At 45.8% G+C, this 22,260-nt stretch carries 26 protein-coding genes and 1 tRNA gene; 15 read left to right on the top strand and 12 right to left on the bottom strand.

All coding sequences use genetic code 11. From position 1 onward, the window contains the following. Window positions 1–85: 85 nt before the first annotated feature. The 3 genes from HYR79_01605 to HYR79_01595 form a co-directional block, all read right to left on the bottom strand. On the bottom strand, window positions 86–286 hold the full coding sequence (locus tag HYR79_01605) for a hypothetical protein (GenBank protein ID MBI1820382.1): 201 nt from the start codon (window positions 284–286) through the stop codon (window positions 86–88). A gap of 323 nt (window positions 287–609) precedes the next feature. Beyond that, window positions 610–1,113 (bottom strand): molybdenum cofactor biosynthesis protein MoaB, encoded by a 504-nt coding sequence (locus HYR79_01600; protein MBI1820381.1) that lies wholly within the window; start codon window positions 1,111–1,113, stop codon window positions 610–612. 201 nt (window positions 1,114–1,314) lie between these two features. Then, window positions 1,315–1,391, bottom strand: a tRNA-Arg gene (locus tag HYR79_01595). A gap of 180 nt (window positions 1,392–1,571) precedes the next feature. Between HYR79_01595 and HYR79_01590 the strand changes: the two genes are divergently transcribed. Genes HYR79_01590 through HYR79_01575 form a run of 4 tightly spaced genes read left to right on the top strand, consistent with a single transcriptional unit; the run spans window position 1,572 to window position 4,592 of the window. Beyond that, window positions 1,572–1,802 (top strand): hypothetical protein, encoded by a 231-nt coding sequence (locus HYR79_01590; GenBank protein MBI1820380.1) that lies wholly within the window; start codon window positions 1,572–1,574, stop codon window positions 1,800–1,802. After that, window positions 1,802–2,242 (top strand): type II toxin-antitoxin system VapC family toxin, encoded by a 441-nt coding sequence (locus HYR79_01585; GenBank protein MBI1820379.1) that lies wholly within the window; start codon window positions 1,802–1,804, stop codon window positions 2,240–2,242. The genes HYR79_01590 and HYR79_01585 overlap by 1 nt, the downstream gene beginning before the upstream one ends. A gap of 15 nt (window positions 2,243–2,257) precedes the next feature. Beyond that, window positions 2,258–3,199: a tRNA epoxyqueuosine(34) reductase QueG gene (gene queG, locus HYR79_01580; GenBank protein MBI1820378.1), complete on the top strand. Its 942-nt coding sequence runs from the start codon at window positions 2,258–2,260 to the stop codon at window positions 3,197–3,199. Continuing rightward, entirely contained in the window at window positions 3,081–4,592 is a 1,512-nt protein-coding gene (locus HYR79_01575; protein MBI1820377.1) for an NAD-dependent malic enzyme, read from the top strand. The genes queG and HYR79_01575 overlap by 119 nt, the downstream gene beginning before the upstream one ends. A 2-nt stretch (window positions 4,593–4,594) precedes the next feature. Here the strand turns inward: HYR79_01575 and HYR79_01570 are convergent, their stop codons facing one another. The 3 genes from HYR79_01570 to HYR79_01560 are packed head-to-tail and all read right to left on the bottom strand — an operon-like array spanning window position 4,595 to window position 6,790. Next, window positions 4,595–5,086 (bottom strand): DUF2127 domain-containing protein, encoded by a 492-nt coding sequence (locus tag HYR79_01570; protein ID MBI1820376.1) that lies wholly within the window; start codon window positions 5,084–5,086, stop codon window positions 4,595–4,597. Further along, window positions 5,087–6,298 (bottom strand): iron-containing alcohol dehydrogenase, encoded by a 1,212-nt coding sequence (locus tag HYR79_01565; GenBank protein ID MBI1820375.1) that lies wholly within the window; start codon window positions 6,296–6,298, stop codon window positions 5,087–5,089. A 27-nt stretch (window positions 6,299–6,325) separates the two neighbouring features. Continuing rightward, a complete protein-coding gene (locus tag HYR79_01560; GenBank protein MBI1820374.1) occupies window positions 6,326–6,790 on the bottom strand; it encodes a DUF4149 domain-containing protein in 465 nt (154 codons plus the stop codon). Between the two features lie 147 nt (window positions 6,791–6,937). On the opposite strand from HYR79_01560, the gene HYR79_01555 reads away from it, so the two are divergent. The 11 genes from HYR79_01555 to HYR79_01505 all read left to right on the top strand — a co-directional run bounded on the left by HYR79_01555 (window position 6,938) and on the right by HYR79_01505 (window position 16,858). Next, a complete protein-coding gene (locus tag HYR79_01555; protein ID MBI1820373.1) occupies window positions 6,938–7,981 on the top strand; it encodes an FAD:protein FMN transferase in 1,044 nt (347 codons plus the stop codon). Window positions 7,982–8,053: 72 nt separating this feature from the next. After that, the gene (locus tag HYR79_01550) at window positions 8,054–8,782 is read left to right on the top strand and encodes a pyridoxine 5'-phosphate synthase (protein ID MBI1820372.1); all 729 of its coding nucleotides are present in this window, start codon (window positions 8,054–8,056) and stop codon (window positions 8,780–8,782) included. An 8-nt stretch (window positions 8,783–8,790) separates the two neighbouring features. Next, window positions 8,791–9,171 (top strand): holo-ACP synthase, encoded by a 381-nt coding sequence (acpS, locus tag HYR79_01545; protein ID MBI1820371.1) that lies wholly within the window; start codon window positions 8,791–8,793, stop codon window positions 9,169–9,171. After that, a complete protein-coding gene (locus HYR79_01540; GenBank protein MBI1820370.1) occupies window positions 9,158–10,717 on the top strand; it encodes an NAD(P)H-hydrate dehydratase in 1,560 nt (519 codons plus the stop codon). Before acpS ends, HYR79_01540 begins: the two co-directional genes overlap by 14 nt. Next, window positions 10,714–11,325, top strand: coding sequence for a hypothetical protein (locus HYR79_01535; GenBank protein MBI1820369.1), 612 nt, complete (start codon window positions 10,714–10,716; stop codon window positions 11,323–11,325). Before HYR79_01540 ends, HYR79_01535 begins: the two co-directional genes overlap by 4 nt. After that, window positions 11,322–11,786, top strand: coding sequence for a tRNA (adenosine(37)-N6)-threonylcarbamoyltransferase complex ATPase subunit type 1 TsaE (gene tsaE, locus HYR79_01530; protein ID MBI1820368.1), 465 nt, complete (start codon window positions 11,322–11,324; stop codon window positions 11,784–11,786). The genes HYR79_01535 and tsaE overlap by 4 nt, the downstream gene beginning before the upstream one ends. Next, the gene (locus tag HYR79_01525) at window positions 11,783–12,502 is read left to right on the top strand and encodes a uracil-DNA glycosylase (protein ID MBI1820367.1); all 720 of its coding nucleotides are present in this window, start codon (window positions 11,783–11,785) and stop codon (window positions 12,500–12,502) included. The genes tsaE and HYR79_01525 overlap by 4 nt, the downstream gene beginning before the upstream one ends. Further along, on the top strand, window positions 12,499–12,975 hold the full coding sequence (locus HYR79_01520) for an HIT domain-containing protein (GenBank protein ID MBI1820366.1): 477 nt from the start codon (window positions 12,499–12,501) through the stop codon (window positions 12,973–12,975). Before HYR79_01525 ends, HYR79_01520 begins: the two co-directional genes overlap by 4 nt. 129 nt (window positions 12,976–13,104) lie before the next feature. Further along, window positions 13,105–13,392: a LapA family protein gene (locus HYR79_01515; protein MBI1820365.1), complete on the top strand. Its 288-nt coding sequence runs from the start codon at window positions 13,105–13,107 to the stop codon at window positions 13,390–13,392. A gap of 23 nt (window positions 13,393–13,415) precedes the next feature. Further along, complete coding sequence (mutS, locus tag HYR79_01510; GenBank protein MBI1820364.1) at window positions 13,416–16,061, top strand: DNA mismatch repair protein MutS; 2,646 nt, start codon at window positions 13,416–13,418, stop codon at window positions 16,059–16,061. After that, a complete protein-coding gene (locus tag HYR79_01505) occupies window positions 16,058–16,858 on the top strand; it encodes an inositol monophosphatase (protein MBI1820363.1) in 801 nt (266 codons plus the stop codon). Before mutS ends, HYR79_01505 begins: the two co-directional genes overlap by 4 nt. Before the next feature lie 371 nt (window positions 16,859–17,229). Here HYR79_01505 and HYR79_01500 read toward each other — a convergent pair whose 3' ends face one another. From HYR79_01500 to HYR79_01475, 6 genes are all read right to left on the bottom strand, one after another. Further along, window positions 17,230–18,051, bottom strand: coding sequence for an MBL fold metallo-hydrolase (locus HYR79_01500; GenBank protein MBI1820362.1), 822 nt, complete (start codon window positions 18,049–18,051; stop codon window positions 17,230–17,232). Window positions 18,052–18,150: 99 nt separating this feature from the next. Further along, a complete protein-coding gene (locus HYR79_01495) occupies window positions 18,151–18,552 on the bottom strand; it encodes an SgcJ/EcaC family oxidoreductase (protein ID MBI1820361.1) in 402 nt (133 codons plus the stop codon). A gap of 579 nt (window positions 18,553–19,131) precedes the next feature. Continuing rightward, the gene (locus HYR79_01490) at window positions 19,132–19,506 is read right to left on the bottom strand and encodes a calcium-binding protein (protein ID MBI1820360.1); all 375 of its coding nucleotides are present in this window, start codon (window positions 19,504–19,506) and stop codon (window positions 19,132–19,134) included. Between the two features lie 341 nt (window positions 19,507–19,847). Further along, on the bottom strand, window positions 19,848–20,987 hold the full coding sequence (locus HYR79_01485) for an outer membrane lipoprotein-sorting protein (GenBank protein ID MBI1820359.1): 1,140 nt from the start codon (window positions 20,985–20,987) through the stop codon (window positions 19,848–19,850). A 254-nt stretch (window positions 20,988–21,241) separates the two neighbouring features. Continuing rightward, window positions 21,242–21,781: a hypothetical protein gene (locus tag HYR79_01480; GenBank protein ID MBI1820358.1), complete on the bottom strand. Its 540-nt coding sequence runs from the start codon at window positions 21,779–21,781 to the stop codon at window positions 21,242–21,244. Next, a complete protein-coding gene (locus HYR79_01475) occupies window positions 21,778–22,140 on the bottom strand; it encodes a DUF2384 domain-containing protein (protein MBI1820357.1) in 363 nt (120 codons plus the stop codon). The genes HYR79_01480 and HYR79_01475 overlap by 4 nt, the downstream gene beginning before the upstream one ends. Between the last annotated feature and the right edge of the window lie 120 nt (window positions 22,141–22,260).

The raw sequence follows: 22,260 nt of genomic DNA, 5'->3' as shown, positions 1-22,260 counted from the left end.
CCCTGACGTGGTCTCGAAAAAGACCTCGCCGAACTTCTGAAACCACCGGCAGGATTTCACCTCCAAAAAGGCCGAGACGTCATCCCTAGTTAACGCCGATAACCGCCTTTCTTTTTTTCCCCGTAACGGGAGGAGGATGGAGCTTTCGGTTGGCAGAAATGACCGGGTCGAATACCTCTCCACAGATTAAGCATCTCCACCCCCGAAAGGCAAAACGCCCCGTATCATCCCGAAGATCCAAAAAAGTATCCACCATCATGCTTCCTTTACATCTTGGACATTCCATCATGCACCACCCTTTTCTTATCGTCCTTTTCACCGTATATCTTGAAAAAAAGCAATGATTATGCCAAAAGAAAATGAGAAAACTCAATAACCTCGACAAACCTAAATATTTTGTAAAAACAACGCGTTATATTAGACGATTAGAATATTTTTCAAAACAAAAAAAGAGGAAATTACGGGCTAAATGTCCCAGTCGTATAATGGAATAGACAGGTCAATGAGGTGTTAAATAAATAAACCTGCCTTTTCAAATAAAATAATCTGTCTATTTGTCTAGACACTCAATTTTTCGTTTTTAACCTATCCCTATCTTTTAATTCTCCTCTATCGGCTAACATCCCATACCATATGCCCTAATTCTGGAAGGATAAGTTTTTCCATGGCAAGCCTGACCGCCGCTTCCGAACCCGGAAGGGAAAAAACCAATTTTCCCTGGTAAATTCCAGCTGTGGCCCGGCTCATCATTGCCGCGGGCCCAATTTCCTGATAACTCAAATAACGAAACAATTCTCCAAAACCGGTAATCTGCTTTTCCATCAAATTTTCAATTGTTTCATAAGTGACGTCCCTTCTTGAAAGTCCGGTTCCGCCCGTGAGGATCACCGCCTGGATTTTTTCATACATCACGATTTCTTCCAGTGTCATCTGAATCTCTTGCGGAACATCTTTTACAATTCGATATAAAAGCACGGAGTGAGACTGATCCTGCAGACATTTAATGATCAGCTTTCCCCCCGTATCCGTTTCTGGTGTCCTGCTGTCACTCACAGCCATAACAGCACACCTGACCTCCTTGAAAGCTTTCTCCCTGTGTTCCTGATATCCCATTATTTATCTCCCCTTTATTTTTTGCCTGCGTAAAACTTGCGGGTATTCAATCTTCCAGACCGACTGTCTTAAAAAACTCTTTTGACCCCGGTTTAATAAATCTTGCCGCCTACCTTATCCCAAACCAGGCTATAAGGTCAAAGGATCAGGAAAAATACGGGGTTTAATAAAAAACGCGGATTTGTAAGTCTTTGAAAAAATTGGTGCCCCCGGCGCGAATTGAACGCACGACCAACGGTTTAGGAAACCGCTGCTCTATCCAACTGAGCTACGGGGGCATTTTGGAAAGAAATGTAGAATACCAAAACAGGAACACTAAAGTCCATATGCTTTTACCCTTCAAACTTTTCGTCTTGACATTCTTCCACCCGCAGGACTATTTTAGTTTACTGAAATGTGAATGCGCAAAAAAATTTCCCTGATTTAAAAAAAAGGGCGAATCATTTGAGGACTTTATCATGAGAGAAGGGTCAAAGAAAATTACCAGACAGGAATACGGATTCTCCCCGAAAGAGGTCGTTTTGAAACGAATCGCAAAAGCGACCAAAACCGCTCAGGAATTAGGAATAAAAAACATGTTAAAAAAGCTTGGGTTTTCTGAAGTCCCTTTAGAAGAAGTTCAAGATCGTTTATCTAAATCAAGGCGGACATTTTCACAGGAAATCCTGATCGATAGGGAGCAATTATAATGGCTTATTTCTTTTTTGATACCACGGCGCTTGCAAAACGTTATAGCCTCGAACTGGGTACCCATAAAATTAATGAAATTCTCAATGAAAAAAAGAGCCATGTTGTCCTGGCGGAATGCACGGTGACCGAGCTTTTTTCAACTTTGAACAAGAAAGTTCGGCGGGCTGATATTACCCGGGATGATTTTTATACGATTGTTTACAAATTCGAATCGGAGATGGAACATGGATTATTTCAGTTCATCGACATGACCCCGACGGTGATCAAAAACAGCAAACTCCTCCTTCTCCAACACTCTTTCCTTAGATATGCAACTGCCCTTCAGCTAGCCTATGCGATTGAGATCTTTGCATTAAAGCCAACGATCGTTGCCTCAGACATCCATTTTTTGGACATCTGCAAAATTAGCGGGTTTAAAATCTTAAACCCTGAAAAATAATCCGACACGTCCCACATGTCTATAACCTCGCAAATCAAAGAAAAGGCGCGCCAGCTAGGTTTTTTTAAAATCGGGATCGCCAGGGCGGAGCCCTTTCCTCAGTTGAGCGCTCTTGACGAGTGGCTTGAATACGGAAGGCACGGTGAAATGCTTTGGATGGAACGAACCAGGGGAAAACGCCAGAATCCTTCTCTTGTTCTTCCCAATGTTCGATCCATTGTGATGGTCGGAATGAATTATTACATTTCCGAATCGTTAGAAAATATTCAAGGGCTTAAATTTTCAAGATATGCGTGGGGAGAGGATTACCACGTCCTCATGGAGGACAAGCTCAAGCAACTGACGGCCTTTTTTCTTTCTTTATTCCCCTCCGCAAAAGCTAAATATTATGTGGACACAGGTCCGGTGATGGAGAAACCCTGGGCGCAAAAAGCAGGGTTGGGATGGATCGGAAAAAATACTAATTTAATTTCTTCCGATCACGGCTCTTACCTCTTTTTGGGGGAAATTTTGGCAGACGTTAATTTAGATTATGATGACCCCGGCGCTGACCTATGCGGAAATTGTTCACTCTGTATTCAGGCCTGTCCCACTAACGCGCTAACCCCTTATTCCCTCGACTCGACAAAATGCATTTCTTATCTCACCATTGAAAAAAGAGGGGAGATTCCCCCGGACCTTAAAAAAGGGATCGGTGAATGGGTTTATGGATGCGATGAATGCCAGGACGTTTGCCCGTGGAATGCGTCTCCCCAGGTAACCGAAGAACCGGGCTTTCTCGACGTCAATCCGGCCTTAGAAAGGCTATCCGTTCAAAGTCTGCATGAAAATGATTTTAATGACAGATTTAAGAAAAGTCCGATTAAACGGATCAAATACCAGGGATTGTCGAGAAACCTCGAAATCGCGCGGGAAAATCAGGAATCCTCAAAGGAGCACTCCAGTGTCCCATATTAATCCCAGCTATAGCCTGACCCTCCGTCTTGAAATCCATAACAAGCCCGGTATGCTGGGAAAAATTACTTCAGCCATTGGACAACTAGACGGAGACATCGGGTCCGTCGATATTGTTTCGGCCTACTCCAATCGGTTAATCCGCGATATTAAGATCAATATAAGGGATTCCACCCATGGGGATGGAATCATTGAAAAGTTAAAAACCATTGAAGGGGTCAGATTATTAAATGTCTCCGACCAGACCTTTTTACTTCACCAGGGTGGAAAAATTGAAATCGTTTGCAAAACCCCTTTAAAAACCCGGGAGGATTTGTCCAGAGTTTACACGCCAGGCGTTGCCCGGATTTGCGAGGCCATCGTCAAAAACCCCGAAGAGGTGTATCATCTGACGATTAAGAAAAACAGCGTGGCAATCGTGTCGGACGGCAGCGCCGTCCTCGGTTTAGGGAATATCGGCCCGAAGGCCGCTCTACCGGTCATGGAAGGTAAAGCCATGCTTTTTAAGGAGTTCGGAGAGATCAACGCTTTTCCGATCTGTCTGGCGACTCAGGACCCGGAAGAGATTGTTAAAACCGTGAAAGCCATTTCACCCGTTTTTGGGGGCATCAATCTAGAAGATATTTCTTCTCCCCGATGTTTTGAAATTGAAGAGAGGCTTCGGGAAACCCTGGACATACCCGTTTTCCATGATGACCAGCACGGAACAGCCGTCGTCGTCCTGGCTGCATTGATGAACGCCTTGAAAATCGTTCAAAAGCCGATGAAGGGAATTAAGGTCGTAATCAACGGAGCAGGCGCCGCGGGAACAGCCTGCGCCAGAATGTTACTATCGGCGGGTGTCCGGGATATCATTGGGTGCGACCGCCAGGGGATCATCTACCGGGGGAGAACAGAAAACATGAACCGTCAGAAATCATGGCTGGCAGAAAATACAAATTCCGGCCGTCTGACCGGAGGCTTGTTTGAAGCCCTTAAGGGCGCCGACCTGTTTTTGGGACTTTCGGGACCTGGCGCAATGAAAGCGGAATGGATTAAAAGGATGGCAAGAGACCCTATTGTGTTCGCGTTGGCAAATCCGGCTCCTGAGGTCATGCCGGAAGAGGCCGAGCCCTATGTTCGGATCATGGCCACGGGCCGGTCAGACTATTCGAATCAAATTAATAATGTCCTTTGTTTCCCCGGTATTTTCAGGGGCGCCCTTGATTGCCGGGCACGCGAAATTAACGAACCCATGAAAATGGCCGCCGCCTATGCAATTGCGTCGATCGTTCAAGATGATCAGCTGTCAAATGATTATATTATCCCAAGTATTTTCAATAAAATGGCGGGTGAAAAAGTGGCACAGGAGGTTCTTAAAGCGGCGGTCGCCTCCGGTGTTTCACAACGGAAGTAAAATTATTCCTGAACCGTCCGTTTCTTACCCAGAAACGGAGCATTGGGAAACAACTCTTTGTGACGAATGAGAAAAACAACGATCATGCAGTTCAGGATCAGAGCTCCGGTCCGGATGATTGTGATTTTTTCCAGCACCTCGTAAATTTCAAACGGAATAAACAGGGCTGTTGCAAAAACCGTCAGATACTCCGCCCATTTTCTCCGTTTATGAAGCCCATAGGCTTCTACAAGATCCAAAACGCCGTATAAAAAAACGGCAATCGAAATCATGAACAAAAAATGTCCATTAATCATTCCGATTTTCTTTAAAGAAATTGCAATCAAAGACCGGTCAACATCCAGGTTAAACTGGGCAATCAGTTGATCCACAACCTGATGGAGGTCCCGATTTATAAGGGAAAACCCCTTGAGAGAAATCAGGATAAGGAGCGTGCCTTTTACCAAACGTTCCCAGATAATGAATTTAAGAAAATATTCGGGTTTTCTGGACATTCAAGACCCGTGAACGTCCAGCGATTTATTGAAAATCTCCAAAATCCCCTCTTTAGTGATCCTGCGGGGGTTCTCCAAAAAGTCCTGTCCCTTTCCGTAGAGATAAAGGACGTCATCGGCCATTCGGTCAAATAACGCGGCATCAATACCCACCTCCCTGAGGGAGGAATACATTTTAACTTCCGCCATCCATTTAATTAACTCCTGATGAAAAATATAGGCGGCTTCGAGATTGGACCTTCCGGTTCCGACAACATGGGGGCCAAAAACGCGTTTCGCCAATTGGGCATACCGACCGGGCCTGGCCTCCAGGGTATACGCCACAACCCGCGGAAGCAGAATCGCCAAACCCCGGCCATGGGGGATATCGTAATGGGCGCTCAACGAATGCTCAAGCCAATGAATCGGGAATCCTCCGGCCCTTCCCGCATCAATAAAACCCGAAAGTGCGAGCGTACTGGTCCAGGAGAGGGCTGTACGGGCTTCCAGATCGTTTGGGTTTTGAATGACTTTTCCTAAATTTTCAACCACAATCGCAACAAGGCCTTCGGTGAGCCGGTCTTGAACGGGAGAGGAATCATTCCCTGTAAAATAGCTTTCTAAAAGATGACAGAGCATGTCGATCCCCCCTTCCCCCGTTGAAGCGGGAGGAACGGTCAGCGTCAGGGAGGGATCGACAACTGCGACCTTCGGAAACAGGCATTCCCCGGCAAAAACAGCTTTTTGACGCAGTTCCCAATGGGTTACAACACCATACGAGTTCGCTTCCGATCCACTTCCCGCGAAAGTGGGAATGGTCATCACCGGCAGCGCCCCCGTAATTTTCCGATGACCCCCTGGACCGCTTTTGATATAGTTCCAAATGGAGCCCTCCAAAACCGCCATTGCGGCAATCCCCTTGGACGCATCCATGGAGGACCCGCCCCCCAGGCCAATGACAAAATCACACTGATTTTTTTTGGCAAGTTTTCCCCCTTCATCAATGGATTTTGTTCGCGGGTTGGGTTCGATTTGATCATAAACCACCGACTCGATACCGGAAGTTTTCAACGTTTTAACCACACGTTCCAGGATTCCAAAACGATGAACAGCGGTTTTACCGGTGGTAATAAAAGCCCGCCTCCCCAGGCGCCTTGCTTCCAGACCAACTTTTTCAATTTCCCCGACCCCAAATACAATTTTGGTCGGATTGTGCAGAATAAAATTATTCATTCATCCTTTGTTTAATCTCACGCGGGTTTACGACTCCGACAGATTTCTGGCGGTTAACAGAAGAACAGCCGGTATTAAAATCAATACTACCATATTTGAAATCATCGACAAGCGATGTTGGATATGGAAATTATCCCTCAGAACCTTCAACCGGCTGCTATCCTGTTCATGCCTGATTTCCTGTCTCAAATGATCGGCCTTTTTCCCTGCCGCCAACCCGCCATACAAAGTGGCCAAAAGCATGACCAAAATTAAAAAGGAACGAAACCGGGCTCTTTTTTTATATAAAAGAATTAAGGTAAAAAACGCGGTGAATCCGGCAATATAACCCATCATGTAAAACCACGGAAAAATCGCCGCCATGACATCCCCCGCGTGGTCTCTGGGAAAAGTTCTAAACATGATCGGGGCGACAAAAAAGGATAAGAAAACCACGCCTCCAAACCATACCGTTAACGAAGAAAGGTGAAGAAATTTTAAAATGAGTTTCATAAAAACTCCCTGTTCCTGATAAACAGACATTGGTAATCAATTAAAAACGGATTGGCGCCTTCATGTTTTTTTATGGTATATTTCATTTTAAATCAGGCCGTTTTCTAAAAAAATTTTTCCGAGTTTTTATTTATATCATAAATACCTATGCGTCTCAATCACCATCATAACTCTGCCCCCGACGCCATGAAGCGGATTCTTCTTCAATGGATCGCTTCCCTCATCTGTTTGGCGCTGTTCTCCTCCTCCTGCACACCCCGGCTGAAAATTTTTGACAGAAGCCGGTACCAGATGGGAACGATTGTTGAGCTTACCGTCGTTTCTTCTTCAGAGAAAAAGGCTGAAGAGGCGATGACTGCGGGGTTTGCGGAAATTAAACGGCTTGAACAGCTGATGAGTGTTTATCAAGAAACCAGTGAATTTTCGAAAATCAACCAGATGGCCGGAATTCAAGAGGTTTCGGTCAGCCCGGAAGTGTATGACATTATTCAAAAAGGGTTAGAGACCGGCAGACTGACCGAAGGGGGCTTCAATCTGGCGATTGGGCCTGCGGTCAAGCTTTGGGGAGTCACTGAGTCACAGCATGTTCCCACTCCGGAAGAACTTAATCAAATCAGACCTTTGGTCAATTTGGACAAAATCATTCTAAATCCTCAAATTCATTCCGTGTTTTTAAAAGATAAAGGAATGAAAATAGACTCGGGAGGAATTGGAAAAGGCTATGCGGCCGACCGGGTCGAAAAAGTTTTAAAACGTCATGGAATTGAGGCCGGAATGGTCGCAATGGCGGGAGACGTGAAGGTCTTTGGGATAAAACCCAATGGGCTCCCCTGGCGCGTGGGAATTAAACATCCCCGCCAACCCGGAAAAGTTCTGGCAACGATAGATTTATCTAACCAGGCCATTTCGACCTCCGGGGATTATGAACGCTTTTTTATTAAAGACGGCATCCGGTACCACCATCTGTTGGATCCGAAAACCCTGCAACCCGCACGGGGGTGTCAATCGGTTTCAATCATTGCCGGTGATGGAACAATGTCCGACGCCCTTTCAACCGGTATTTTTATTATGGGGCCGGAAAAAGGAATGGCGCTCATTGAAAAGCTCCCTCACATTGGCGGAGTGATCGTCGATCAAAATGGGAAAATTCTCATTTCCTCCAATTTAAAGAACAAAATCCTTATTCCCTAACAGCCTTGCCATCCTGTGATCTTTTTGTCATAATCAGGGGAATAAATGACCTGGACTTCTGATGAGGAATCAATGGCTAAACTAGGAGTAAATATTGACCATGTTGCGACACTCCGTCAGGCTCGCGGCGGCGCTGAACCCGATCCCGTGGCTGCTGCCATTTTGTCAGAACTTGGCGGAGCAGACAGTATTGTGGTGCATTTACGCGAAGACCGCCGGCACATTCAGGATCAAGATGTCCGCCGTCTTCGGGAAACAGTTAACGTCCCTCTCGATTTAGAAATGGCGGCAACGGAAGAAATGGTAAAATTCGCTGTCTCGATACAGCCTGATCTCGTGACGCTTGTTCCGGAAAAACGAAAGGAACTTACGACAGAAGGGGGGCTGGATGTTTTGATTCACAAGATTTCTTTGAAAAATGCCATTGACCTCCTTCACGACAGCAATATCAGAGTCAGTCTCTTTATTGATCCTGACCTTGAACAGTTAAAAATGGCGCACAAAATAAATACCGATCTCATTGAGGTTCACACCGGACAATTTGCCAAAGCAAAAAAACCGGCTGAAAAAGAAGCAGAACTTAAGAAAATTTCCCAAATCCTCAGTATGGCGCAGAAGCTGGGTTTAGGGATCAATGCCGGCCATGGATTAGACTATCGAAATATCGCCCCGCTGGCAAAAATGCTAGAAATCGAGGAATTTAATATAGGACATAGTATCATTTCAAGAGCGGTCCTGGTCGGTTTACAGCAGGCGGTCAGCGAAATGAAGAAACGGGTCAGCCCTTATGAGAAAGCTTAATTAAAAAGATGCTTATAGGAATTGGAATCGATATCGTTAAAACTTACCGGATCAGAGAGGCAATTGAAAAATGGGAAAAACGGTTCCTCAACCGGGTCTACACGCCTGGAGAGCAGGACTACTGTTTTCGGCATAAAGATCCGCACCCATTCCTGGGGGGACGGTTTGCTGTCAAAGAGGCGATGTTTAAGGCCATGGGGACCGGCTGGCGGGCCGGAATAAAATGGAAAGATGTGGAAGTCGATCATCTCCCCGGCGGTCAGCCAATGGTGCGTGTTTTTGGAAGGATTAAAGAAATCCTGGAGGAAAAAAAAGTGGAAGCGATTCATGTTTCCATCACCCATGACGCCGATTATTCGTTAGGACAGGTTATTCTTGAAGGTCGTTAGCTCCGGAGAAATGCAAAGGCTGGATCAGTTGACCATTCAGGAATACGGGATCCCGGCCCTTTTGCTCATGGAAAACGCCGGTCAGAAAACCTTTTCCCGGTTAAACTCCCTCTTTGGCTCTCTAAAGGATAAATCCATCTTGATTTTCGCAGGCGCCGGCAACAACGGTGGAGACGGATTAGTCTTGGGCCGGCATCTCCTTCAGACCGGATCAAACCCTGCGGTGTACCTGGTTTCAGGAGATCTCTCTTTAAAAAAAGAGGCGAAGGTTAATTACGATATCTTCAAAAAAATCGGCGGACGGATTTTTGATGGAAAGGGCAGCCCGAGCGCCCTTGATTCCCTCATTCAGAATTCCGATATCCTGGTCGATGCCATATTTGGAACCGGGCTTAACCGGCCCATGGAGGTGAAAATTCTCGAAACGATTCAAAAAATAAACGCCTCAGGGAAAAAGGTGGTGGCGCTTGATATTCCTTCCGGCGTCTCGGCAGATACTGGAGCGCTATGGGGCGGGGCTGTGAAGGCCGATCTGACCTCGACTTATGGCCTTCCCAAGAAGGGCCATTTTTTATTTCCCGGGGCTTCTTTTCGCGGAAAATTGTATGTCGAAGAAATTGGCATCCCATCGACTCTGATTGAAAAAGAATCTTTTAAAACAGAGATCCTGGAGCGTCCCTTCATTCAAAAAATTTTCCCCAGGAAAAGGCCTCAGGATTCCCATAAGGGCATTTTCGGTCATCTCCTGGTGATTGCAGGTTCACGAGGGAAGCGGGGCGCCGGCGCTCTTTGTTGTAAAGCCGCTCTGCGTTCCGGGGCTGGTTTGGTCACCTGGGCCCTCCCTGAACGACTGGATATTCCTGACTCGTTTATCCCTGAGGCCATGACGCTTCCGCTCCCGGAAACAGCCGAAGGAACCCTGAGTCTCGCAGCGGAAAAACCCCTCTTATCGTTTGCCAAAAACAAAAATGCCGTTGCCATCGGACCTGGACTCTCTACCCACCCTGAAACCCGGGAATTAATCAAACGCCTCCTCCCGCAGATCACCTGCCCGATCATTCTTGATGCCGATGGGATCACTCTTCTGACGGAAGAAAAAGGGCTGTTGAAAAAGATCCGGGTCCCGGTTCTGATGACCCCTCATCCGGGAGAATTTGGAAAATTTCTGGGATTGGACGCCAGGGCGGTTCAAAAAGAAAGAGTAGCCCTTTTGTCCGAAACCGCCAGCCAATATGGATGTACGATCCTTTTAAAAGGAGCCTATAGTCTCATTGCGGACCCGAATCATTCGGTTTGGATCAACCCGACCGGCAATCCGGGAATGGCCACAGCGGGAACAGGAGACGTGTTAACAGGAATGATTGCGGGTTTTTGCGCGCAGGGTATCCCTTTTCCGGAAGCCGCTCAAATCGGCGTCTATTTACACGGGTTATCAGGCGATCTGGCTCTTGAAGAAAAGGGGGAGATCAGTTTAATGGCCAGTGATATGATAGAAAAAATTCCATTGGCCGTACAACACCTAACGACAGGAAAAAACCCATTATGATTTTTCAACTCTCTGTTTTATTCAGCATTTTGATGGTGGCTCTGGCGCTCAGCATGTTTACCCATACCTACCGAAGCCGGAGTAAAATTTTCAATAATCTTCAAAGATTGACTTCCCGATTCAAGGGAATGGAAGGAAAGGCAATCCGGAAAAATATTTTATCGTTCCCATCTTTTGAGGGAAAATTCCGGAACCGGAAAATTTCCGCCTTTTTCCATACCGCGGAAGGGAAACAGACCAGCGTCATCTACTTTACCAGTTCCGCTGAAACGAGAGCGCCATTTTCTTTTTTTCTAAAAAAAGAAGATTTTTTCAGACCCGTTCAGAACAACCGGATCGAAAAAAATGCCGGGAAGGTCATTCCGGATCTCGACCCCCGCTTTGAAGTCCGGAGTAATGACCAGGAGCGAACTCAAATATTTTTTAAGAATGAGACGCTCCTCAAAGCGCTTCCTCAACTTGAAAAGTATTCCGCAATTCAATGTGGTCCGGATGCCATTATTATCAGCAAGCCTTACGATGGCGTTAAAGATACCCTGCCCGAAGCGGTTTCAGAGGGTTTTGATTTATTAAGCAATTTAGCCGAAGCGATTGAATCGGTTCCTTGAGCGCCCGGTTTTTCATAGAAACGAACGGCCAGGAGGAAACGGTCTCGGCCGGGAGACACTTTGGGGAAAAATTTAAGGGGAATGAGGTCATCACCCTGTCCGGGCCTCTTGGAGCCGGAAAAACCTCCTTTGTCAAAGGAATCGGGATGGCTCTCGGAATCGTTCCCGAAAAAATCTCCAGTCCCACTTTTATTTTGAGGGCGGATTACTCCGGGAAATTTCCGTTGGCCCACGTCGATCTCTATCGCCTGGAGGACTCGCAGGAAATACGAACGCTCGGTTTGTTTGAACAGGAAGAAACCCGGACCGTTTTGGTCATCGAATGGCCTGAAAAGGCAAAAAATATTCTTCCTGCAGATCGAATCGAAATTGAATTTTCCGTGGAAGGGAAAGATAAAAGAAAACTGGATTTCACGGCAAGAGGAAACAGTTACCGCTATCTTTTAACAGAGACTGTATGAAAAAACCGCCCAAAAACCTGCAAGAAGAATATTTATCGATCCTGAAATCGGTTGAAGATCATCTCCGCTATGCTCAGGAAACGGGGATTGAAGAAGTCCCGGCCCTTCCGACTCCCCCTCCTGTCCACTCCGAAAAAACGATCTGTGAAACTCTTGAAGAAGTTAGGAATTGGCTGGGTGATTGTCGACGGTGCAAGCTTCATTCGACCCGAACCCAAATTGTGTTTGGAACCGGCAACCCTCATCCCGATCTGGTCTTCGTCGGGGAGGGCCCCGGCGAAGAGGAAGACCTTCAGGGGAAACCGTTTGTGGGAAGAGCGGGTCAGCTCCTGACTAAAATGATTGAAGCCATGGGGTTAAGGCGGGAAGATGTTTACATTGCCAATATCGTCAAATGCCGGCCTCCAAAAAATCGTAATCCCGAACCGGATGAAATCAGCGCTTGTTCCCCTTTTTTGGTTGCCCAGCTATACGCGTTGAAACCGAAAGTCATCTGTACCCTGGGAACTTTTGCCACTCAGACTCTTTTAAATACGGAAGAAAAAATCTCAAAATTGCGGGGGAAATTTCATGGATATCACGGTATCAAGGTGATGCCAACCTACCATCCGGCTTATTTATTAAGAAACCCGGTGGAAAAGAAAACCGTTTGGGAAGATATTCAAACCATTATGAAAGAACTCAACCTCGAAGTGAGAAAGGGAAAAGACAAGTGAAACAATTATGGGCCCCCTGGCGCATGACGTTCATCAAAAGTCAAAAAACGGATGAGTGCATATTTTGTGTAAAACCCAAAGAAAGCAAAGACCTCGACAATTTTATTCTTTTTAAGAACAAGCGGTCATTTGTCATGATGAATATTTACCCCTATAATCATGCCCATCTGCTGGTTTGCCCCTATGACCATGTTAACGGACTCGATCTTTTATCCAAAGAAACAGCCGCGGAAATGATGGAAACGGTTCAGCTTTCAATTTCCGCTCTCAAGCAAGCTTTTCATCCTGACGGTTTTAATATCGGCGTTAATATGGGAAAAGCCGCCGGAGCAGGAATCGAAGATCACGTACATATTCACATCGTCCCGCGCTGGACGGGAGACACGAATTTCATGCCCCTCCTTGCCGAAGTAAAAGCGATGCCTGAACATTTGGAGTTAACCTATCGTAAAATTCTTCCTTTTTTTAAATAAGTGAAGCACCTGACTTTGTCAGTGCGAAACCCAGCGAGCAAAGCAAGCGTGAGGGGGAAGCTTCACTCGGCTTTGCCGATGAAGGGGGCGACGTGAGCCCCTATAAATGAGAGGGGTCCGATGATTCGAATGATTTTTTTCATGCTTATTTTGTTTATCCTCTTTTTTATCCTGTTCAATAACAAGGATCAGGTCGTTCAAATTCATTATACCTTCGGGAAAAGCAGCGACCCAATCCCTTTGTATCTCCTTTTTCTCGGGACGTTTGTTTCAGGACTGGGGACGGCTGTCATTCTCCTCTTTCCCAGCTGGTTAAAGTTAAAGCTTGAGTCCCGGCGCCAAAAAAAAGAAATCGATTCGCTTGAGGAAGAGGCGGGACAATTGAGAAATAGCGTCAAACCTCCCAACCCTTTTTAGCGTCAATTCCCCGAGGTGTTTTGATGGATAATACGCCCCTGATGAGACAATACCTGGAGATAAAAAAAAATTATCCCGATGCGATTCTCCTGTTTCGCGTGGGCGATTTTTACGAAATGTTTTTTGAAGATGCGGTTTCTGCGTCAAAAATCTTAAACATCGCGTTGACCTCCAGAGATAAGTCGAAAGAAAACCCGGTCCCCCTTTGCGGCATTCCCTTCCATGCTTTAAACAATTATCTCGCCAAACTCATTAAATCGGGGCTCCAGGTCGCTTTGTGTGAGCAAATCGAGGATCCCCGCCTGGCCAAAGGAATTGTTAAAAGAGAAGTGGTAAGGGTCATTTCACCAGCCACCCTGATTGAATCCGAACTTCTGGAAAGCCAGACTAACAATTATTTTGCCAGCGTTTGTTTTAACGCGGGAATCATCGGCCTGGCGTATCTCGACATTTCCACGGGAGATTTTAACTGCGTTGAATTTAAAGAAGAATCCTCAGATTCGGATTTGTGCAAGGAACTTAACGCGCTTCTCCCTAAAGAAATCCTGATGCCGGAAGAGTCCGATTCCAATCCCGGCTTTCAATGGATCAAAATAAATCAGAATTGGAAGATTCATCGACTCCCCGCCGATTCATTTGCTTTTGAAAAATCATATTCAACCCTCCTTCAACATTTTAACCTTACCGACCTGTCGGGATTCGATTGTGAGAATCAAAAAACCGCTCTTTGCGCCGCGGGAACCCTTCTGTCTTACCTCCTGAACATGATAAAATCCCCTTTAGACCATGTCATCCGGCTTAAACGGATTCGATCTGAAACCTTTATGGTCATGGACCCTTCCACTCACAAAAGCCTCGACTTATTCCAAAACACCTATGACGGAAAAAGAGAGCATTCTTTATTGTGGGTTTTTGACCAAAACCAGACCCCTATGGGAAGCCGGCTCTTAAAGAAATGGATGACTCGACCATTGATTCACAAAGAAGAAATTGAAGGAAGATACGAGGCCGTGGAGTTTTTTTATACCCATTTCGAGTCGTCGCAACGGATCAAAAGCGAACTAAAGTCTATCCATGATGTTGAAAGAATCGTGAGCCGAATCACCTTGAAGGGCTGTAACGGAAGGGATTTTCTTGCGCTAAAAGCCTCCCTCCCCCCTTTAAAATCCATTCAAAAGCTCCTTCAAATCCCCCTCCCGCTCCTGATAGAAGACCTTGTGAAAAAGTGGGACAATCTCGAAGATCTCTATCGTCTGATTGATGAAGCGATTTCTGAGGAGCCGCCTTTTTTAACAAAAGAGGGTTTTTTATTTAAAGAGGGCTATTCATCGGAATTAGATGAATTAAAATCGCTAGGCCGAAATATGAAATCTTTTATCACCTCTCTGGAAATTCGGGAAAAGGAGCAAACTGGAATCGACTCTTTAAAAATCCGGTATAACCAGGTGGCTGGCTACTATATTGAAATTCCAAAGGGAAAGCTCGATCGTGTCCCCGCTCACTATCAACGGAAACAAACGCTTACGAATGCGGAACGTTACACTATTTCTGAATTATCGGAATTTGAGATTAAAATTAATGAGGCCGAAAAATCGATTAAAGAGGTGGAACAGGCTCTTTTTGAAAAAATAAGGCGCCAAATCTCCGTAGAATCGGCAAGGATTCTGGCCATGGCCGACACGCTGAGCATTTTGGACCTCCTGAACACGTTTGCGGAAATTGCCAGGGAAAATCATTATGTCCGGCCTGTTATCAAGTGGGAAAACGGGTTAAAAATTGTCGAGGGAAGGCATCCCGTCATTGAAAAAATCCTCCCAACCGGACAATTCGTCCCGAATGATACGTTTCTGAGCGAAAACAACCAGATGATGATCATTACCGGTCCTAACATGGCGGGAAAATCAACGTATATGCGTCAGGTCGCTTTAATCGTTATCATGGCTCAAATGGGGAGCTTTGTTCCAGCCAGGGAGTGTGCCATTGGAATGGTCGACCGGATGTACACCCGAATTGGCGCGGCGGACTATTTAACCCAGGGACAAAGCACCTTTATGGTCGAAATGACGGAGGCAGCCAATATTTTAACCAGCGCTACCTCAAAAAGTCTGATCATTCTGGATGAAATCGGGAGAGGAACGAGCACCTATGACGGCATCAGCATCGCCTGGGCCATCGCTGAATACATTCTGAAAAATCTCCACACTCGAACCCTCTTTGCGACACATTACCTCGAACTCACGGGCCTCGCCCTTTCTTTTAACAATGTTCAAAACTACAATATCTCTGTTAAAGAATGGAATGATGAAATTATCTTTCTGAGAAAAATTGTTACGGGAATCGCCGATCGAAGTTACGGAATTCAGGTTGCCCGGCTGGCCGGGATTCCCCCTGAGGTCATTCAACGCTCTAAAGAAGTTTTAGAAAATCTGGAAGGGGAAACGCTGGACCCAAACGGTCTCCCTAAAATCTCCCATTCTCACGCCGGGGAAGAATCTCCCTTAAAAGATACCCAGGTCGATTTATTTCTTTCAAACCAGGAAGACCCCCACGACCAAATTATTGATCAATTAAAGAAAATCGACCCTTTAAATCTAACCCCTCTGGAGGCTTTAAATTTTATTCACCATCTCAAGATGTCTTTGGAAAAAAGAGAGAATAGATCCCGATGAAGTCGTTCTTAGATGTCGCCATGGCAGCCGCACGATTAGCCGGAGAAGTCCTCCTTCGAGGGACGTCCCAAATTCGAGTTAATTTCAAGGGGGAGGGAAAACACAACGTCGTTTCCAATATCGACGTCGATTCTGAAAAGGTGATTACCGATCTTATCAAAGAACATTATCCAAAGCATCAAGTCCTGGCCGAAGAAGGAGGACTTCAGCAAAAAGATTCTTCCTACAAATGGATTATCGACCCCCTGGATGGAACCACCAATTATATTCATGGATTTCCTTTTTTCGCGGTTTCTATCGCTCTGGAGTTTGAAGGGTCGGTCATTGCGGGAGTCGTTCATGACCCTGTCCGAAATGATCTTTTTTACGGTGAGAAAGGGAAAGGGGCATTCCTTAACGGAAATCCCCTCCATGTATCTGAAAATTCCGAACTTGGTCAGGCCCTCCTGGTCACCGGATTTTCATATGATTTTCGGGAAAGTCCAGATAATAACTTTGACCATTTCTATCATTTTAGCCGTTCGGCCCAGGCCGTCAGAAGAACAGGGTCTGCCGCTTTAGACCTCTGCTACGTTGCCGCCGGTCATTTTGACGGTTTCTGGGAAATGAAACTCTCCCCCTGGGATGTTGCCGCAGGAAGTTTATTCGTTGAAGAGTCCGGGGGAAAACTCACCGGATTTAATGGGGAACCTTATTCTATTTATTCAAAAAATATTTTAGCAACAAACGGACGTATTCATGCCTCAATGGTTCAGATGCTCCAGACGATCCAAACGAAAAAACAACCCTTACCTTAGGCTTCATAGTTTAAAATTCCCTTCTTTCACCCCCCTCTTTGTAATAAAGACACCATAACCTGCGGGTCCTCTTCAAGCCGGGGTTTGCAACGGCCGTCCAGAAAGTGGCGATACTGCCGCGGTAGCCAGAAGGAGTCTCTGGTTTGTTCCCCCACAACTTAGGTGGAACCCTTTTAAAAAATGTCGAAATAAAAAATAAATATTAGTGTCTAAAAACCTGTATCTTTTGAGGATAGCACCTACGAATCCTCAAGGAAGAAGATCCTGGGAATATAAGGATTTCGGAAAGAAAGGGTGCATAACGTCCGCATTCAGCCGCGCCGTTTGCGCGTCGGCTGCAAAGCGTGGTTAGGCCTAGTGAAGTCGTCGGGTCAGGGAAGATCAATTGTGTCTCCCAAACCAGCGCATATGTATCTTTCTCCGAACGCTTCGCTTAGTGCCAGGAATGCGGGCTCGCCGGTGCAGTGTCCGGGCGCAATCTGATCCACGCGCCATTGCTCGCGTAGAGCATTTGCGATGCGTCGAATTTCTGGCTCCTTTGTCAAAACTAGATGAAGGCCTCCGAAAATACAGTAGAGGTGGTCGTAGACCGCACGCGACGCTGCGAGAATATTCTCGATTCCTGGATGAGAGCAGCCCGCCACTAGAACCAATCCGCGAGGTGTCCGCAGTGCCAGAGACAGCTCACGCATCTCGCGAGTGCCCGGCATGTCCGAAACCACCGCGACTAGCCAGACATCTTGGGCGATCTCAGTCGTCTCCTTGACCCAGACGAATTTGGCCTCCGGCCATGGTGTCCCGTGGCGAATAGTTTCCGGCGGCTGACCATCGTAGTACTGCATATATGCCGGAAGCGAATGGCAGCGCGGATAGAAGATGCCGGGAAGACTGGAACCGAAAACTCCGTACGTCTCGTCGGGCGTATACACCGTTATGCCGGGATTTAGCTTAAACAGGTGGTTCAGCCCGCTTGTGTGGTCGCCATGTCGATGAGAGATTGCCGCAAAGTCAAGTTTCCGCAGATCGACGCCAAGTGCCTCAGTGTTTTGAGCAAAGGTCCGCGCATTGTTGCCGGTATCGAACAAGATGCGCTTTCCGGCGAACTCGACCAGCGCGGCAAAACCCCAATCCTTGGTCAGGTCGGCGCGCTTTCCGAACGAGTCATGGAGGATGGTTATGCGATTGCGCGACATACCCGAGGCCTAACGTCTGAATTAAGCCGCGCCGCGAAGCGGCGTCGGCTTGAATGAATTGTTAGGCGGCGTACCTTTATGCCGCCGAGAACGCCTTTCTTACGATCTCAATTCCTCAACCGGGGACAGCGTATGGGCATCGCGGGACAAGAGCCAGCGGCCGTCGGGCTGTTTGCGGTATACCGTGATCCGATGACCGGCGAGCTGCGTCGCTTCCCCGCCTGCGCGCGGGGTCACCGACAACGCGTCCCGGCTCCGAGTGTACGCGACTTCGCCGATGACTACGACCTCTTCCAACTCGCTGCTGCAACGGATCCGAGCCTGTTGGTGCGCGGCCGAGAAGTTGGCGGAGAATCCATCCCGGCCGAACGGCGCTTGGCCCGGATTGAGGAACACGACATCGTCCGCCATCAACGTGAGCAAGCGAACCAGATCGCCGGCATTGACGGCATTGATCCAGGTCGAATGAACCTCGCGGATTTCTCGTTCATCAGGTCCCATCTGCTACCTCCGCCGCCGGTTGTTAAGCCGCCTAACTATGGTTAGATTGATCCGCATAATCTGCGAAACATCGGTTCCCGATCCATATAATATACGGGCGATTCGGATAATACAACTCTCATAACCTCCTAAGTCTCGGCTACTTGCATCAATTAGACCTTGTTATGATGGCGTCATATGCGGATCAGCATAAGATCTTCCGCTTTCCACTTGAAATCTACAACGAATAAGAATGTTCCCAATTACTCGACTTCAGGAAGCAGCTCTCGGCGGAGTGTCCACCTTTGATTTATCGAAAATGGAGACCATAAAATTTGATGATTACCGAGAAAATACTTCATAACGAGCCCGTAGAAGAAGTACTTGGAGCATCCATACAATCGATTTAGGGAGGGTGTCTGAGAGAACCCTTCCCAGGTATCCGATCGTTCAATATAGGGCATTCTACGCAGTCTCGTGTTTCAAGTTTCTCCAAAAGTTTTCGCGGGGAGGCATTTCTACAGTCTCAACGATTAGGGTGAGCCGCCACAAAATAATGCCCCTCAAATGCGACGGCTTTATGCGATCGGCTCGCCTTTCTCAGAACTCATAACCCATCTGAACCCAGTAATGCCAATCTGCTACCGCCTCCTTCGTCCGTTCTTCCGTCTCGCTGATCGGCTTCAGCTGCGCTAACGGCACGGCCAGACCCTCCTTCTCCCAGCGGATCGTGACAAATATCTCGTGTTCACATTCATCCTCACCGCACGTCCCGATGACCTCGACCTCATCTTTCACGCGGAGAGGAGAAATAGCTCGCTTGGTAGTGCAAATCGCCGTGAACGGAAACTGGAGCTGGTCTTCCAGATAGTAGTACCACCCCATCGCCCTTTCTTGTGCGCCATAGGCATCGACGACGATCTCCATCATGATGCGCTCCTCGCGCTCTGGGTCGCGCTTCGGTTTCTTGGCCATGAAAGACCTCTACTGCAATGAAACAGCAAGCCCAACAATTAAGTATCTGGTATCTGGATATTAATGAATAACCATAAACTTTGCAAATCTATAATCGAAGATAGAAAACCATGGAAATGCTGATGCCAGCGGAAATCGTTGAACGCTTTAATGTCATTCTTGACAAAATGGATAACCTTTTTTGTTGAATGCCGGTAGAAATAGTGTATCGTGGTATAGATGTTACGGCTGTTTCAGGAAGTACCTTTCTATTTTTTGGAGGAACAATCCTATTCTGATTTTTACAAAAACTATTGTTATCAGAAAACCTCTTCCTATAAGTCGGAAATTTTTTAATCCACTCAAGGCAAATTTTTCCAATTTCCTTTTGTTGTATATGACTTTATATCAAACAGGCTGTCTTTTAAGTTTGAATTTATTTTTAAAAACGAAATATCATATTTTGTTTTATGCATGTTTTGATTATTTACCATTTCCGAACTGAGCCATACCTTATAGTCGTCTATTGTTTGCCAATCTATGTACTGAGTTTTAAAAAGATTCCCTTTTTGATCATAGTGCTCGATTTTCGTCGTCGTAAAATCTTGCTCCTTTATCCAACGAATCTGTTTACTATAGGGCCCTTTTTTAAATATTGTCTCCACAAGGTAACATTTTTCTCTACCGCCACTCCTGCAATCTTCTTGTCTCAAGAAATGGTGTTCTCCTTCTCCAAGTTTCTGGTCTGATAAATCTTCAATAGTAAAATCCGAACCTAAAAAGTTCCCATCCTTAGCATGTGTGATTTCAAGCTCCTTTTTCCTTAAAGACGGAAGAATCCAAGAAATTTCATCCTCTGGATTGACCACAAAAGCGGTCATCATTAAAACAGTCCATCTAAACTCTGCACTTCCAGCGTCATCAACTAAGATAAGAGTTTTTGATTGGATGTCATCTTTTTCATCAAACTGTTTCCAATATCGTTTGGTAACAATACTCTTTTCATCTTTTTCTTTGAAAATGAGACGAAATGTAACCGTAGTAGACTCATCTCTGGGTCTTTTAATTTTTAATGTTTTTTTCATGATTTCATATCCATCAAGGGCCACATATGGAGCAACGACTGTATAAATTTCTCTTTCCTCTCCGGAAGACGATGGGTTCGCAATTAAGGCCTCCTGTGAAGGAAATATCTTATTTTGAAACAAATGATCAGTATCCCCGGTTTTTTTTATTCCTTTCAAAAGATGTTTTTTTGGACTGGCAGATTTTTGTTGCAGGGGAGATTTTTCATCAATTTCGATTTTTTTCCCTTGTTTGGCAATGTCAGGTTTAATGCGTTCTTGAAGATCTGGTAAGAGAGGATTTTTTAATGGCTGATCCGGTTTTTCTAAGGTGGAGATAACTTGATTATTTGAATGATTAAGATAAAGATATGATGTTAAAACAACAAGAAAACAAACAAATAAACCAAAAATCAGAATCTTAATTTTTGAATTCATAAAGACAGATTCTCTTTATTACTTGAAAATGAATCTAGAATTTATTCTAAGGGAGGAAAAAAGTCAAATTTATGCCTATTGTTTGTGAGAAATAAATCCCGCTATACGAAATAAATCATTTAATCCCATTTGAAGTGTTCAATATTTTTGAGGGCTGCAAAGGTGTTAATTACAGAAACAACGGATTGCTGATAAGGATCTTTTTTTTCAAATCAATTGCGTAAAGGGGATTGATTTAATTTAGTTCAATTCCATTATTTTAAGAGAACTTTTTCACGAACTCGGACAATCTGTTTAGACAGAATTCTTCCAGGATAAAGGACCAGGGTATTTCCTGTTTCAGACGCGTCGGGGACATGAAGACCCAGAATCCGGCCGCTCTGATAAGCCGCTTTTGCCAATCTCTGGGGAATATCGTAAGCCGCTGGTTTTTCCCGGGTTTGAACCAAATCCTCCCGCTGAAGTTTTAAAACCTTTAGGTTATCAGTATCTGTTAGGTCGAGGAGCCCGTCTACCTCTATATCAAAGCTGACGAGAACAAATGAGAGACGGCGGGAGGAAAGGAGACCCCGTTTTTCAAAAGTCGCTCTGCACACCTCTTCCCGGTCGCCAAAGTAAAGGGCGCCAAATTCGTTAAAAATATTATAGCGGTTTTTGAATAGATAGGAGGGGCCATCCTCAAGGATGTAGTCTGCTGCCTGTTCCGGAACAGTGCGGTAGTAAACTCCGGTGAGAGAGCGAAGAGAAATATTTTTCAATTGGGAATAAAACCGCTGGTCCGGCTCAGGGGTCACAACGGCATTCCGGATGCAGCATTCCCCAGTTCCTGGCGGACCAGATCAAAACCGTGAGGATCCAAGATAAGACGTATTGGAATTGAGCCTCCCAACGCCCGGTTGGATTCGTGGAACCATTCTGCGATCGCTTCGGGTTTCAGGGACTTTTTGGCAAGGTCGATCAGCTCCTCCAATTTAATCAAAGGGTAATGTTGACCTGGAGGGCCATCTTCAAGCCAGCGGTATACGGTTCGGATGCCGGTATTCAACAAAAGGGAAAGCTCTTCATCCGAAGGATTTAACAGGTGACGGATTTCAACCAAAGGGTTATCGGACTTTTTTACACGCGTGAGTCTTTGCCTCGCGGCTGTAGACATAATCATCTCCTTCAATTAATATCTTTATTCTATTGGATGACAGTTATATTGTCAACTTAAAACGTTTATAACGCTGTCATAAAATTAAAGAAATGTCAGTTCACTTGAATAGGCGTTTAA

The sequence above is a fragment of the Nitrospirota bacterium genome, assembly GCA_016178585.1.
Lineage (GTDB): Bacteria > Nitrospirota > Nitrospiria > JACQBW01 > JACQBW01 > JACOTA01.
Note: the sequence above shows the minus strand (reverse complement) of the source record. Positions and strands in the feature narration are given on the sequence as shown.